Here is a 13,954-nt window from a genome sequence, read left to right as displayed (position 1 = left end):
CAGCCTACACTCTTTCCCTACACGACGCTCTTCCGATCTGACGACGGGAATACCGAACTGGCGGACATTCTCGAGATGCCGCGCGAGATTGACGCCTCCGCGTCGCACCGCCTCGGGGTCCGCTGTGCCTAGATCGGCCTTGGCGATTCCGCCATTCATCTTGAGCGCGCGGATCGTCGCGACGACCACGGCGGCGGACGGTTTGAGATCCGCCTGACGGCATTTGATGTCGAAGAACTTCTCCGCGCCCAAATCCGCCCCGAACCCGGCTTCGGTCACGACATACTCGGCCAAGCCGAGCGCGGTGTTGGTCGCGATCACCGAATTGCAGCCATGCGCGATATTGGCGAACGGGCCGCCATGGATCAGCGCGGGGTTGCCCTCCAGCGTCTGGACGAGGTTGGGCTTGATCGCCTCCGCCAGCAGCACCGCCATTGCGCCGTCGGCCTTGAGGTCGCGCGCGGTCACCGGCCGGCGGTCGCGCGTATAGGCGACGACGATCCGCCCCAGCCGCGCTTCCAGATCCTCGAGGTCCTCGGCCAGGCACAGGATCGCCATGACTTCACTGGCCACGGTGATATCGAACCCGCTTTCGCGCGGAAAACCATTGGCGGTACCGCCCAGCGACTGCGCAATGTCGCGCAGCGCGCGATCGTTCATGTCGAGCACCCGCCGCCACACCACGCGTCGCACGTCGATGTCGAGCGCGTTGCCCCAATGGATATGGTTGTCGATCAATGCCGCGAGCAGGTTGTGCGCGCTGGTGATGGCGTGGAAATCGCCGGTGAAATGGAGGTTGATGTCCTCCATCGGCACGACCTGGGCATAGCCGCCGCCGGTGGCGCCGCCCTTGGTGCCGAAGCACGGCCCCAGACTCGGCTCGCGCAGCGCGATCATCGTCTTGCGGCCGATCCGGTTGAGCGCATCGGCCAGCCCGACCGAGGTGGTCGACTTGCCTTCGCCCGCCGGGGTCGGACTGATCGCGGTGACCAGGATCAATTTTCCTAGATCGCGCGGCACCGGCAATTGCTCGCGGATCAGCTTGGCCTTGTATTTGCCATAAGGCTCGACCGCGTCGGCCGGGATGCCGGCCCGATCGGCGATTTGCTGGATCGGGCGGAGCGTCGCGGCGCGCGAGATCTCGATATCGGAGAGCATGCGCGCTTCTTAGCGCTCCGATATGGTGGTCGTCACCCCGGATGCGCAACGAATTTGGGGGCTGTCGCATCGCTGTCGTTCGATCTATGTTCCGGTCAGGATCAGGGTTGATGGGTGAAACGTGGCCGAGTTGGTGATCGTCGCATTGGGAGCGCTATTGGTTGGGCTGGTGATCGGCTGGCTGCTGGCCTCGCGGCGCGGAGTCGCGGAACTGGCCGCGGCCAAGGTCCATGCCGACCAGCTTGACGTCACGCGCCGCCAACTCGTTGAGGTCACGGCGGAACGCGACACGTCGATGCGCGCGCTCGACGCCCATCAGGCCGCGTCGCGTGAGCGCGAAGCGGCGTTCGAGGCGCGGTTGGCGGAGATCGTCGCGGCCAAGGACGCGCTCGCCGCGCAATTCGCCGAGGTCGGGCAGAAATTGCTCGATGAGGCCCAGGCCAAGTTTCTCCAACGCGCCGACGAACGCTTCAAGGAATCGGAAGCGACCAGCGGGCAGAGCCTGCGCGCGTTGCTCCAGCCGGTCCACGAACGGCTGCAACGCTACGAGGACGGCGTCGCCAAGGTCGAGGCCGAGCGGCGCGACGCGTTCGGCGCGCTCAACGGCCAGATCGAGGCGATGCGGGTGGGCCAGGAATCGGTTCGTTCCGAGGCGTCGAAGCTGGTCAACGCGCTGCGCAACGCGCCCAAGGCGCGTGGGCGTTGGGGCGAACAGCAATTGCGCAACGTGCTCGAGAGTTGCGGCCTCAGCGAGCATGCCGATTTCCAGGCGGAAGTCAGCGTCGACGACGGCGAGGGCGGGCGACTGCGCCCCGACGTGATTATCCGCGTACCCGGCGGCAACGCGCTGGTGATCGACGCCAAGGTGTCGCTCAACGACTATCAGGATGCGTTCGGCGCGATCGACGATGCCGAGCGCGCGGCGGGGCTGGTGCGCCACGCCGCCTCGATGCGCGCGCACGTCCAGTCGCTCGGCGCCAAGGCCTATTGGACGCAATTCAAGGAAGCGCCCGATTACGTCATCATGTTCGTGCCCGGGGAGCATTTCCTGTCGGCGGCGCTCGAACAGGATCCGGGCCTGTGGGACTTCGCCTTCGACCGCCGGGTATTGCTGGCGACGCCGACCAATCTGATCGCGATCGCGCGGACCGTCGCGGCGGTGTGGCGGCAGGAGAAGCTGGCGGGCGAGGCGCGACAGATCGCCGAATTGGGCAAGGAGCTCTATGCGCGCCTGGCGGTGATGGGCGGCCATGTCGCGCGGCTGGGACGCAATATCGGGCTGGCCAACGATGCCTATAACGCCTTCGTCGGCAGCCTGGAGACGCAAGTGCTGACCCAGGCCAAAAGGTTCGAGGAATTCAACATCGATACCGCGGGGCGGTCGATCGATTCGCCGCCGATGGTCGAGCAATCGCCGCGTCCGCTGGTCAAGCTTGCGTCGGTCGGCGAGATCGCGGATCGTTCGTCGGAGGGATGATCCTCGCGCCTGCTTTGAGTGGAGTGGGTTGATGACGACGATGACAGTTTGGCTTGCGGGCGCGATGCTGATGCTCGTACCGCTATCGGCGACGGCGCAGGACAAGGCCGCGACAACCGCCGCAGACCCGATCGACCAGGCCTTCTCCGCGATTCAGGCCGGAAATCCGACGAGCGCCCTGGCCTTGGTCGATCCGCTGCTCGCCGGCCTGGAGCGCGACTACGCGACCGAGAAGAAGCATATCTTCTGCTCCGAGACGCCCGAGCAGGAGGGTTATTATCTGACCACGACCGACGGCGGCTCCGACAACGTGCGGCTGGTGCCGGCGCGATGGTGCCAGGCGCAATATATCAAGGCGTTCGCGCTGGTCGACCTCAAGCGGTACGACGAGGCGCAAGCGACTTACGAGCGCCTGCTCGGCTACGCGCCGCAGAACGCGCGCTATATCAACGAATTGGGCTATCTGTTCCTGGCCAAGAAGCAATGGCAGCGCTCGATCGACGTCTATACTCGGGCCGAAGCGGCAGCGACCTTTTCGCCCGACCGGCGGGATTACGAACGCTGCGTCGCCTATCGCGGGATCGGTTACGACCTGGTCGAGCTCGGTCGGCTCGACGACGCGGAGGCGGCCTATCGCAAATGCCTGGCGATCATTCCCGACGAACCCAAATCGCTCGGCGAGATCGAGTATATCAAGCAACAGCGGAAGAAGACGACCTGACCCTCACCGCCGGCTTGTGCTCGCCGGCATCATGATAGATCGTCCGCTGCATATCGCGTCGGAGTAAGGCGATGATTGTACGTGCTGTGGCGATCCTGATCACGCTGTCGGCGGTCCCCATGCCTGGCATGGCGAGAGATACGGTCGTGCATCAGGGGACGGCGCGCGACTCGACTGCCCGGAACGTGTCGAAACGCCCGCCGGCCAACAGGGCGCCGGCACCCAAGGGCTGGTACGACGCGGGGATGGCCGCGATCCGCGCCAAGAATCCGGGCCGGGCGATCGAATTGGTCAAGCCGCTGCTGGCCGATTTCGAGAAACGCTATGCCGGCGAAAAGCGCCGCATCTTCTGTGCGGTCAATGCCAGCCAGTCGCGCGCCTATCTGGCCGATGCGGCGGCGGCGAATATCGTGGCGGTGACGGTCGAGCCCGATTGGTGCCGCGCGCAATATGTCCGTGCCTACGCGCTGATCGATCTCGGCAAGGCCGACGACGCCTTGCAGGCGTTCCGGCATCTGGCCGATCTGGCGCCGAAGAATTCAAGGTATCTCAATGAATTGGGATATGCTCTTGCCGACAAGAAGCAATATGCGGATGCCGTCGCGGTATACCAGCGATCGCTGGCCGCGGCGGACTTGTCGCCCGACGATACCGATCAGGAACGCTGCGTCGCCTATCGCGGTATCGGCTACAACATGGCCAAGCTCGGCAAGCTCGACGATGCCGAGGCGGCCTATCGCAATTGCCTGGCGATCGGCATCGACAGCGACGAAGTGCAGGACGCGCTCGACGATCTCGACGAGCAGCGCAAGCAGACGGTCTAAGGTCAGCGCAAGCCGAAAAAGGTCGCGCTGCCCTGTGCATTCGCCAAGGTCAACGTGCGGCCGTCGAGGCGGATGCGCGCGGGATTCGCGATGATCGCGAACAGCGTGTGTTCGACCTCCATACCCGGCCCGGCACACGCCATCTTGGTCGAGATAATCCGGCTGGTGTTCAGGCGGTCACCATCGACCCGGTAGCTGCCGCCAAAGCTGTTGCAGCCGGCGGTGCCGGTGACGCGGCCGCGGTCGAAACGAATCTCGACCGGCAGCGCGGTGCGGACCGGCTCGCCGTTGACGGCCGCGATGGTCCATTGCGTGTCGTCCAGGCGCGATTGCTGCGCGCATGTCGCAAGGGACAAGGCGGCGAGGGCGAGCGTGGCGAGCTTCATCGGATGCCTCCTCGGCTCGCCGGATAATGCAGTGCGGCTGAACGGCTGCTGTCACTCGCGATGGTGCGCGAGCACCTCATAGGCCATCACCGCGGTAGCGACCGCGGCGTTAAGGCTGTCGGCCTTGCCGAGCATCGGCAATTTGACCAGCAGGTCGCATTCGGCCTCGTAAGCCTCGGGCAGACCCTGTGCCTCGTTGCCGGTCAGCAGGAAGGCCGGCGCCTCATACGCCGCGCCGCGGTAATCGTGATCGGTCTGCAAGCTGAGGCCGACCAACTGGCCGGGTCCGGCGCGCAGCCAGGGCAGGAAGTCGCCCCACCGCGCCTGGGCGATCGGCACGGTGAACAGCGCGCCCATGCTCGCGCGGACCGCCTCGACCGAGAAGGGATCGACGCAATCGTCGATCAGGATCAGCCCGCCCGCGCCGACCGCGTCGCCGGTGCGCAGGATCGTGCCGAGATTGCCCGGATCGCGCAGCCGCTCGGCGACCAGCCAGATCGGCGCGGCACTGCGGTCGAGCGCTTCGAGCGGCGTGGTGAATTCGGGAAAGACGCCGACCACCGCTTGCGGATTGTCCTTGCCCGACAGCTTGGAAAGGATGTCGTGACTGGTCTGGATCGCTTCGCCGCCGGCGTCTTCGACCGCATCGACCAGCGCGACGACCAGCGGGTGTTTGGCGCTATCGGCGGCGAAGAACAGATAGTCGGGCAACCGCCCGGCCTCGCGCGCTTCGGTCAGGATGCGCAGGCCTTCGGCGAGGAACAACCCCTCGGCCTTGCGATGCTTCTTGTCGCGCAAGCTGCGGACGCGCTTGACGAGCGTGTTGGAGAAGGCGGTGATTTCGCGCGGCATCCGCGCTCTCTAGCCAACCCGTCACCCCAGCGAAAGAACATCGGGTTGAGCATGCCCCGCATGCTCTAGGATCGTCCGGGAGACGATCCGACTCGGTGTTGGTCTCATGCCGCATTCCCCTCCATGAGATGCCAGCTTTCGCCGGCATGACGGGCTAGGGGCTCAATCCTCGCCGAACTTGGCCTCGACCAGTTCGCACAGCGCGCCGACCGCGCCCTCGGCGCCGTCGCCATCGGCGCTGATCGTGATCGTGTCGCCCATCGCCGCGCCCAGCATCATCAACCCCATGATCGACGTGCCGGTCACCGCCGGTCCGTCCTTCACGACCAAGATCTCGACCGGCTGGGTCGAGGCGAGGGTGACGAATTTCGCCGATGCCCGAGCATGCAGGCCGCGCTTGTTGGTGATCTGCACCGATCGACTGATCGGCATCAGGCGGCGGCCTCGCCGAGCGCTTCCGAGGCCACAGCGATATATTTTCGCCCGGCTTCGCGTGCGGCGATCACCGCCTCGACCACTTTCATCGACTTGCGCGCCGAGGCGAGGCGAATCAGCATCGGCAGGTTGATTCCCGCGATCACCTCGACTCGCCCGCGCTCGAGCAGCGAAATGGCGAGGTTCGACGGCGTGCCGCCGAACAGGTCGGTCAGCACGATCACGCCCTTGCCGTCATCGACCTTGCCGATCGCCGTGGCGATATCGGCGCGGCGCGCCTCCATATCGTCGTCGGGGCCGATCGCGATCGACTCGACGCGCTCCTGAGGGCCGACGACATGTTCCATTGCGGTCACGAACTCGGACGCGAGCCGTCCGTGCGTCACCAAAACCAGACCGATCATGCGTTGCTTACTATCCCAAACCCGTCCGCGGCGCACCCTCCAAGGAGTCCTGCGGTGCCGCCCCCAGATCTCGATGCGTGACCGTGGGCGAAAACCCGGCGTCGCGCAACCGCTTCGCGACCCGTTCCGCGACATGGACCGAGCGATGGCGACCACCCGTGCACCCGAAGGCTATGGTTACATAGGCTTTTCCCTCGGCGCGATAGCGGGGCAGAAGGAGCAGCAGCAGGTCCTCGATCTGCTTCATCGCGGCGTCATAGGTCGGATCGCCCGCCACATAGTCGGCGACATCCTTGTCGAGTCCCGTTCCGGGGCGCAATTTCTCGACCCAGTGCGGATTGCGCAGAAAGCGCATGTCGAACACCAGGTCGGCGTTGCGCGGCACGCCGCGGGCGAAGCCGAACGACATGACCGACAGGGTCGGCTCGCCCAGCCCGTCGCCGCCGAAGGTCGCGCGCACTTGCTGCGCCAACTCGTTCGACGAGAGGTCGGTGGTGTCGATCAGGCGGTTGGCCCAGCGCCGGAGCGGTGCGAGCAGCTCGCGCTCGCGGGCGATCCCGTCGCTGGCGGGGCGGTCGAGCGCGAGGGGATGGCGGCGCCGCGTCTCGGCATAGCGGCGCTCGAGCTCGGCACCGCTGCAATCGAGGTACAAGGTACCGATGTCGTAGCCGTGCTCGGCGCGCAGCTTCTTGATGCGCTTGACGATGCTGTCGGGGTCGAAGTCGCGAGTCCTGGCCCCGATCCCGACCGCAAGCGGCGAATCGCTTTCCGTGCTCTCCGACAGCGGCGTGCTGAGCAGCCGATCGAGCAGGCGCAGCGGCAGATTGTCGACCGTTTCCCAGCCCAGGTCCTCGAGCGTCTTGAGCACGGTCGACTTGCCCGCGCCCGACAGGCCGGTGACGAGCAGGATTTCCTTCGCGTGGGTCACGCCTTGGCGCCGGTCAGATGGCGCAGCGCAAGCTCGACCTTGATCGCCGCCGACGCGGTTCGCGGATCGACCGCCACTTCGCGGATATCGAGGCCGGCGATGCGGCGCACCTCATCGGTGAGCGGCATGCGCTCCGGCGATTCGGTCAGGTGGACGAGCAATGCCACGGGAATCTTCTCGACATGCGGCAGCGGCAGGACGCCGAGCCCGCGCACCTCTATGCGGCCAGCGATGGTGTCGGGCGGCGACGCGATCAGCTCGCGGCCCGAGCGCTGGAGCAAGGTGTAGTCGTCGCTGATCAGCGTCGCCCCGCGATCGATCAGGCGCAAGGCGAGGTCGGACTTGCCCGCCCCGGATGCGCCATCGATCAACACCGCGCGGCCGTCGATGGCGACGCTGGAGACGTGAAGCGTTTCGAACGAGAGCGCGGTCGCGATGGCTGCCTCCCCTCAGCTAGGCGCGAGCGGCAACCGGACGATGAACCGGGCGCCGCTCAGACGGTCTTCACGCGACTCGACCGCGATGGAGCCCTGATGCCCCTCGACGATCGTCCGCGCAATGGCGAGCCCTAGTCCCGAATGCTTGCCGAATTCCTCACTTTCGGGGCGGATCGACTGGAAGCGGCGAAACACCGCTTCACGCGCTTCGGGCGGGACGCCGGGCCCTTCGTCCTCGACCCGGAGCACCAGTTCGCCGTCGACGGCGGTCGCGCCGACCGCGATCAGCCCGCCGTCGGGGGAGAAGGAAACGGCATTGTCGAACAGATTCTCGAACACCCGCTCCAACCGCGCGCCTTCGCCCATCACCAGCCGCTGGCCGCGCGCGCGGTCGTCGAAACGAATGCGGATGCCCCGCTCGATGCCGCGCGCGCCGCGCTGCTCGATCAGCGCGACCAGCATCGCCAGCACGTCGACCGGCTCGAACTTCGCCCGGCTGAGCTGGGCGTCGAGCCGCGATGCCTCGGAAATATCGGTGATCAGGCGGTCGAGCCGGTGCACGTCGTCGCGCACGATCGCCAGCAGGCGCTCCTGGAGCGCCGGATCCTTGACATGCGTCAGTCCTTCGACCGCCGATCGTAGCGAGGCGAGGGGGTTCTTCATCTCGTGCGTGACGTCGGCGGCGAACGCCTCGGTCGCGTCGATTCGCGCGCGCACCGCCTGGCTCATGTCGCTCACCGCGCGCGCCAGGCTGCCGATCTCGTCGCGGCGGGAGGGCAGGCGAGGGACCACCACTTCGCGTGCGCGCCCCAGCCGCACGCGGACCGCCGCGCGTGCGAGCCGGCGCAGCGGCCGTACGATCGTCCGCGCGAGGAACCGCGACAGGAAGATCGACACCAGGGTGACGATCGCCAGCACGATGCCGAGCCGCAGGCGCTCGAGCCGGACCGTCTGCGTCACCTCACGGGCATTGACGGTGGTCATCACCACCTCGCCGTCGCCCAGGCCGGCAGCGGCGGTGATGACGGGCGTACGGTCGGGCGCGCGCCATACCGTCGCCGGCGCGGTCGGAGTGGTGCGCGCGGTACGCACGTCGGGCCATTCGGCGCCCGCCTTGCGCTCGCGATACAGGGGCGCGCGGGGCGCGTTGACCACGGTGTCGATCATCGCGTCGAGAAAGCGCGCGACCTGCAATCCCCAGCCTTGCTTGTCGGGGTCGATCAGCACGAAATTGCGCAAGCCCATCGACCGAGTGTCGACGATCTGGGTTCCGTCGGGGGCGAAGAGCCTGATTCGCGTGCCGGTATCGCGTGCCAACTTCACCGTCAGCGCATTGCGTTGCTCGGGTGGGGCGGTGGCGATCGCCGCGCCGATCAATCGCGCTTCGCGGCTCGCCTGGGCGGTTCGGTTGTCGAGAATGCGGACCCGATACGAATCGAGATAGAAGAATCCGCCGGCGAGCAGGGCGAGCGCGAAGATGTTGAGCGCGAGGATGCGCGCGGTGAGCGAAATCCGGCCAGACCATCTGAGCGCGAGGTCGCGGCCTTCGCCCTCCGCTTCATTCCTCCGAGAAACGGTAGCCGGCGCCATAGAGCGTCTCGATCGCATCGAATTCGGCATCGACCTCGCGGAACTTGCGACGGACACGCTTGATGTGGCTGTCGATCGTGCGGTCGTCGACATAGATGTCGTCCTGATAGGCCGCGTCCATCAGCTGGTTGCGCGTCTTGACCACGCCCGGGCGCTGCGCCAGCGCCTCGAGGATCAGGAATTCGGTCACCGTCAGCGTGACGTTGTCGCCGCCCCATGTCACGCGATGGCGCGCCGGGTCCATCTGCAGCCGGCCGCGCTCGATCACCGTGTCGCTGGCGGCTTCCTCGCCGCCGGCATGGGCATGGCTCAATTCGGTGCGGCGCAGGATGGCGCGGATCCGCGCGATTAGCAGGCGCTGGCTGAACGGCTTGGCGATATAATCGTCGGCGCCCATCGCGAGGCCGAGCGCCTCGTCGAGTTCGTCGTCCTTGCTGGTCAGGAAGATGACCGGGATCTGGCTCTTCTCGCGCAGCCGCCGCAGCAGTTCGAGCCCGTCCATCCGCGGCATCTTCACGTCGAAGATGGCGAGGTCGGGCGGATTGTCGACCAGCGCCTTCAGCGCCGTCTCGCCGTCCGAATAGACGCGAGTCAGGAATCCCTCCGCCTGGAGCGCGATCGAGACCGAGGTCAGGATGTTGCGATCGTCATCGACGAGCGCGATGGTGGCCGTCATCGTGCGGGGTTGTCCGAGACCATGGTGGCGATACGACTAGGGCGTGCGTCCTTGACTGGCAATGCCTCGACGGGGCGCGAGAGCGGCTTGGCGTGAGACAGTAGCGGTACGTCCCCGGGCCAAGGCGGGGCGTGTCGGCGAAGTTTGCGCCGTCTCGCCGATGTTGGAATTGAGGCGTCTATCGGAGCAATTTGATGCTCTTGATGATAATGATGAATTTGTTTCCGCATTCGTTCTGAAAACGGCTGATCGTCGCCGGGATGGGATCTTCTGCAGCCATGGCGAAATAGTTCAGCGCCGTGCCTCGAATGAGCACGGATTTTCCGTTCATGTGTAGAAGCTTTTTCGTGAACCGTTGAGGCTTGGCAAAATACGCATTTACACATCGTGTGGATGTGTCCGGCACGCCGCCGCTGGCACGAAACCGGTAGAGCCTGATGCCGCGCTCGATCTTTGCCACGCCACGAACATTCACGGGAAATGAGGGGGAACTCATCTCGGTCGATGTTTGAAGAGCGAGGACCAGGACTACGCCAAACATCGATCGCCCCCTATCGCTATTCGTAAACTTTCCCTGTGACCGGCGATGAATTTCGTTGCCGATCTACCGGGATACGCGACCCTCACTATCCGCAGACAGTCCGTTAAGGCAACATATCGACGCCACGCCTTCGACGGGTTCCTACCCGCAACCCGACGGCAACGCGTCGTCACGGATGGCGCCGCACCCATCGAAACCTTTGCACCGGTAAACCATTGCGCTGTTTGACGGACGCGCGGCGCGGTTCTATGCGCCGCCGGACACGAGGATGCATACGTATGCGGGCAAACCCGCAACGTTCGGTATTCGGAGGAAAAATGATCGACCGAGTCCCTGCCAAGGGGCTGGACGCGCAGGGCATCGCCACTGCCGCCAAGCTTTATTGGAATCTTGAAACGGCCCCGCTCGTCGAGCAGGCCATCGCGCGCAACGAAGGTCATCTGGCCGCCGACGGCCCGTTGGTCGTCGCCACCGGCCGGCACACCGGGCGATCGGCGCAGGACAAGTTCATCGTCCGCGACGCCGAGACCGAGTCGAGCGTCTGGTGGGGCAAGACCAACAAGGCGATGAGCCCCGAGGCGTTCGCGGCGCTCAAGGCCGATTTCCTCACCGCGCTGGGCAAGCACGACACCTTGTTCGTCCAGGACCTGTACGGCGGCTCGCAGCCGTCGCACCGGGTCAACGTTCGCGTCATCAACCAATATGCCTGGCACAGCCTGTTCATCCGCACGATGCTGGTCCGCCCGGCCACGCACGAACTCGCCGGGTTCGATCCCGACTATACGATCATCGACCTGCCGAGCTTCCGCGCCGATCCCGAGCGCCACGGCTGCCGCAGCGAGACGGTGATCGCGGTCAATTTCAGCGAGAAGCTGATCCTGATCGGCGGCACCGAATATGCCGGCGAGATGAAGAAGTCGGTGTTCGGCCTCCTCAACTATCTGCTGCCGGTCAAGGGCATCATGCCGATGCATTGCTCGGCCAATATCGGCCCGGAAGGCGGCTCGGCGGTGTTCTTCGGCCTGTCGGGGACCGGTAAGACCACGCTGTCGGCCGATGCCAGCCGCACGCTGATCGGCGACGACGAGCATGGCTGGTCGGACGAGGCGGTGTTCAATTTCGAGGGCGGTTGCTACGCCAAGATGATCCGCCTGTCGGCCGAGGCCGAGCCGGAAATCTACGCGACCACCAAGCGCTTCGGCACGGTGCTCGAGAATGTCGTGATGGATCCGGAGACGCGGATCCTCGACCTCGACGACAACAGCCTCGCAGAGAATTCGCGCGGCGCCTATCCGATCGACTTCATCCCCAATGCCAGCGCCGCGAACATGGGCCCGGTCCCGCGCAACATCGTGATGCTGACCGCCGATGCGTTCGGCGTGTTGCCGCCGATCGCCAAGCTGACGCCCGACCAGGCGATGTACCACTTCCTGTCGGGCTACACCGCCAAAGTCGCGGGGACCGAGATCGGCGTGACCGAGCCGGAAGCGACCTTCTCGACCTGTTTCGGCGCACCGTTCATGCCGCGCCATCCGTCGGTTTATGGCAATCTTCTCAAGGAGCGGATCGCCAAGGGCGGGGTCGATTGCTGGCTGGTCAACACCGGCTGGACCGGCGGCAAATACGGCGTCGGCAAGCGCATGCCGATCAAGGCGACCCGCGCGCTGCTCAATGCCGCGCTCGACGGCAGCCTCAACGACGCCGAGTTCCGTACCGACCCGAATTTCGGGTTCCAGGTGCCGGTCGCGGTGCCGGGCGTCGACAGCCACATTCTCGACCCGCGCGAGACCTGGGGCAACAAGGCCGAATATGACGCGATGGCGGCCAAGCTGGTCGACCTGTTCGTCGATAATTTCGCGCAATTCTCGGATCATGTGGACGAAGGGGTGCGACAATCGGCGCCCCGGACCCCCGCCACCGCGTAACAGGCCCGGCGTTCGGTCGGGCCTCCATCAGGAAGCCCGACCAATGACCGACCATCCGATCCGTTTCTTCGCCGACGATGCGGCCGTCCGCCATGTGGGCGAGGGGCTGCTCGCGCGCACGCTGCCCAAAGCCGAATGGACCCACGAAGCGCATCTCGCCGCTTGCCTGTGGTTGCTAACCGAGCGGCCCGACGTGGATGTCGAGCGCGACCTGCCCGGGATCATTTCGGCCTATAACGAAGCGGTCGGCGGCGTGAACGACGCGACCCAGGGCTACCACCACACGATCACGCTGACCTATGTCGCCGCGGTCCGCGCCCATCTCGCCGCGACGCCCGCCGGCACAGGGCTGGCGGCCAAGGTCAATGCGCTGCTCGCCGCGCCGCAGGGCCGACGCGACTGGCCGCTGACGCTCTATTCGCGCGACAGATTGTTCTCGATCGACGCCCGGCTCCGCTTCGTACCGCCCGATCTGGCTTCCTGACCGCCGCGCAAGGCGGTATTTGGCGATCAACCGGAGTCGTTTCGCTTCCGGCCCAGTGAAAGGAAGCTTCCATGTCGTTGCTCGATGGCATTCTCGCCCAGGTGAATTCGAACGCCGACGTCCAGAACCTCGCCACCAAGGTCGGGATCACCCCCGAACAGGCCGAGAGCGCGATCATGGCGCTCGCCAAGTCGCACACCGAGCCGGGCGACACCGTCGAAGGCGCGGCGGCGTCGACCGGCCTGGGCTCCGACGTGCTGAGCCAGATCGTCGGGCATATCGGCGGCGAAGGATCGCTTGGTCAGTTCGCCACACTGGTCAACGGCGCCGAGAATTCGGGCATCCTCGGCCAGCTCGGCGGGCTCGCCTCGGGCCTGTTCGGCGGCAACAAGGCCTAATCGTTCCGAAGCTCAGGCGGGTTCGACGAGCAACTCGCCTGAGCTTTCGCCGACCACGCGCACCTTGGCGCCGAGCGGGGCGTCCGGGCCGCGTGCCGGCCAGGCGCCGTCGCCGACCTTGACGCGGCCGCTGCTCGCGCTGATCGCTTCGGTCACCGTCACCACCTCGCCGATCAGCCGTGCGGCGCGGTCGTTGAGCAGCGGGTCCTCGCTGGGCGCCGATGTGCGATACCAGCGATAGCCAATCGCTGCGGCGACCCCGCTGGCGATCGCGAAGATCGCCGCCTGGACCAGGATCGGCTGGTCGGGCAGCGCCAGCAGCACGAATCCCGTGATCCCGGCGCCGAGCGCCAGGAAGATCAGGAAAAAGCCGGGAGCGATCAGCTCGGCGACGCCGAGCACCAACGCGGCGACCAGCCAGGCGGTCGCACCCTGTTCCAACCATGCGAGCATGATGCGCTCCTCTCAGGCCTTGGGACGCGGCGCGGGTTGCGGCTGCGGTGGCGGCGCGCCGTGGCCCAGCGCTTCCTTGGCCAGCTCGCCGATCCCGCCCAGCGTGCCAATCAATTGCGTCGCCTCGACCGGGAAGAGGATGGTCTTGGCGTTGGGCGATGTCGCGAACTTGCCGACCGCCTCGACATATTTCTGCGCGACGAAATAGTTGATCGCCTGGGCGCTGCCGGTCTCGATCGCATCGGACACCATCTTGGTCGCCTTG

The 13,954-nt window shown here is 66.0% G+C and carries 18 protein-coding genes; 6 read left to right on the top strand and 12 right to left on the bottom strand.

All coding sequences use genetic code 11. The features are described 5' to 3' along the window. A partial coding sequence (locus tag ACTHJR_RS13810) for a formate--tetrahydrofolate ligase (RefSeq protein WP_440523812.1) occupies nucleotides 1-1,158 on the bottom strand: 1,158 nt, incomplete at its 3' end. A gap of 121 nt (nucleotides 1,159-1,279) precedes the next feature. On the opposite strand from ACTHJR_RS13810, the gene ACTHJR_RS13805 reads away from it, so the two are divergent. From ACTHJR_RS13805 to ACTHJR_RS13795, 3 genes are all read left to right on the top strand, one after another. Continuing rightward, nucleotides 1,280-2,635, top strand: a complete 1,356-nt coding sequence (locus ACTHJR_RS13805; protein WP_440523811.1) for a DNA recombination protein RmuC — start codon at nucleotides 1,280-1,282, stop codon at nucleotides 2,633-2,635. Nucleotides 2,636-2,675: 40 nt separating this feature from the next. Next, a complete protein-coding gene (locus ACTHJR_RS13800) occupies nucleotides 2,676-3,356 on the top strand; it encodes a tetratricopeptide repeat protein (RefSeq protein ID WP_440523810.1) in 681 nt (226 codons plus the stop codon). Between the two features lie 71 nt (nucleotides 3,357-3,427). Next, nucleotides 3,428-4,180 carry a tetratricopeptide repeat protein gene (locus tag ACTHJR_RS13795; protein ID WP_440523809.1) on the top strand — a complete coding sequence of 251 codons (753 nt, stop codon included), beginning with the start codon at nucleotides 3,428-3,430 and terminating at the stop codon, nucleotides 4,178-4,180. 2 nt (nucleotides 4,181-4,182) lie between these two features. Here the strand turns inward: ACTHJR_RS13795 and ACTHJR_RS13790 are convergent, their stop codons facing one another. The 9 genes from ACTHJR_RS13790 to ACTHJR_RS13750 all read right to left on the bottom strand — a co-directional run bounded on the left by ACTHJR_RS13790 (nucleotide 4,183) and on the right by ACTHJR_RS13750 (nucleotide 10,348). After that, nucleotides 4,183-4,566, bottom strand: a complete 384-nt coding sequence (locus tag ACTHJR_RS13790; RefSeq protein WP_440523808.1) for an META domain-containing protein — start codon at nucleotides 4,564-4,566, stop codon at nucleotides 4,183-4,185. Between the two features lie 51 nt (nucleotides 4,567-4,617). Continuing rightward, nucleotides 4,618-5,418 (bottom strand): TrmH family RNA methyltransferase, encoded by an 801-nt coding sequence (locus tag ACTHJR_RS13785; protein WP_440523807.1) that lies wholly within the window; start codon nucleotides 5,416-5,418, stop codon nucleotides 4,618-4,620. A 162-nt stretch (nucleotides 5,419-5,580) separates the two neighbouring features. Continuing rightward, complete coding sequence (locus tag ACTHJR_RS13780) at nucleotides 5,581-5,850, bottom strand: HPr family phosphocarrier protein (RefSeq protein ID WP_440523806.1); 270 nt, start codon at nucleotides 5,848-5,850, stop codon at nucleotides 5,581-5,583. Beyond that, nucleotides 5,850-6,257, bottom strand: a complete 408-nt coding sequence (locus ACTHJR_RS13775) for a PTS sugar transporter subunit IIA (RefSeq protein ID WP_440523805.1) — start codon at nucleotides 6,255-6,257, stop codon at nucleotides 5,850-5,852. The genes ACTHJR_RS13780 and ACTHJR_RS13775 overlap by 1 nt, the downstream gene beginning before the upstream one ends. 10 nt (nucleotides 6,258-6,267) lie before the next feature. Further along, entirely contained in the window at nucleotides 6,268-7,185 is a 918-nt protein-coding gene (gene rapZ / locus ACTHJR_RS13770) for an RNase adapter RapZ (protein ID WP_440523804.1), read from the bottom strand. After that, entirely contained in the window at nucleotides 7,182-7,622 is a 441-nt protein-coding gene (locus ACTHJR_RS13765) for an HPr kinase/phosphorylase (protein WP_440523813.1), read from the bottom strand. The genes rapZ and ACTHJR_RS13765 overlap by 4 nt, the downstream gene beginning before the upstream one ends. 12 nt (nucleotides 7,623-7,634) lie before the next feature. Further along, a complete protein-coding gene (locus ACTHJR_RS13760) occupies nucleotides 7,635-9,212 on the bottom strand; it encodes an ATP-binding protein (protein ID WP_440523803.1) in 1,578 nt (525 codons plus the stop codon). Next, the gene (locus ACTHJR_RS13755; RefSeq protein WP_440523802.1) at nucleotides 9,181-9,888 is read right to left on the bottom strand and encodes a response regulator; all 708 of its coding nucleotides are present in this window, start codon (nucleotides 9,886-9,888) and stop codon (nucleotides 9,181-9,183) included. The genes ACTHJR_RS13760 and ACTHJR_RS13755 overlap by 32 nt, the downstream gene beginning before the upstream one ends. 178 nt (nucleotides 9,889-10,066) lie before the next feature. Continuing rightward, nucleotides 10,067-10,348 carry a hypothetical protein gene (locus ACTHJR_RS13750; protein WP_440523801.1) on the bottom strand — a complete coding sequence of 94 codons (282 nt, stop codon included), beginning with the start codon at nucleotides 10,346-10,348 and terminating at the stop codon, nucleotides 10,067-10,069. A gap of 398 nt (nucleotides 10,349-10,746) precedes the next feature. Between ACTHJR_RS13750 and ACTHJR_RS13745 the strand changes: the two genes are divergently transcribed. From ACTHJR_RS13745 to ACTHJR_RS13735, 3 genes are all read left to right on the top strand, one after another. After that, nucleotides 10,747-12,354, top strand: a complete 1,608-nt coding sequence (locus ACTHJR_RS13745; RefSeq protein WP_440523800.1) for a phosphoenolpyruvate carboxykinase — start codon at nucleotides 10,747-10,749, stop codon at nucleotides 12,352-12,354. Nucleotides 12,355-12,397: 43 nt separating this feature from the next. Continuing rightward, nucleotides 12,398-12,838: a hypothetical protein gene (locus ACTHJR_RS13740; protein ID WP_440523799.1), complete on the top strand. Its 441-nt coding sequence runs from the start codon at nucleotides 12,398-12,400 to the stop codon at nucleotides 12,836-12,838. 71 nt (nucleotides 12,839-12,909) lie between these two features. Then, complete coding sequence (locus ACTHJR_RS13735) at nucleotides 12,910-13,236, top strand: hypothetical protein (protein ID WP_440523798.1); 327 nt, start codon at nucleotides 12,910-12,912, stop codon at nucleotides 13,234-13,236. Nucleotides 13,237-13,248: 12 nt separating this feature from the next. Here ACTHJR_RS13735 and ACTHJR_RS13730 read toward each other — a convergent pair whose 3' ends face one another. Then, nucleotides 13,249-13,689, bottom strand: a complete 441-nt coding sequence (locus ACTHJR_RS13730; RefSeq protein WP_440523797.1) for an NfeD family protein — start codon at nucleotides 13,687-13,689, stop codon at nucleotides 13,249-13,251. Between the two features lie 12 nt (nucleotides 13,690-13,701). Further along, nucleotides 13,702-13,954: band-7 C-terminal domain-containing protein (locus ACTHJR_RS13725; RefSeq protein ID WP_440523796.1), on the bottom strand; the 253-nt coding region annotated here is incomplete at its 5' end.

It is taken from the genome of Sphingomonas sp. (assembly GCF_051962185.1).
In the GTDB taxonomy this organism is placed as follows: domain Bacteria; phylum Pseudomonadota; class Alphaproteobacteria; order Sphingomonadales; family Sphingomonadaceae; genus Sphingomonas.
Note: the sequence above shows the minus strand (reverse complement) of the source record. Positions and strands in the feature narration are given on the sequence as shown.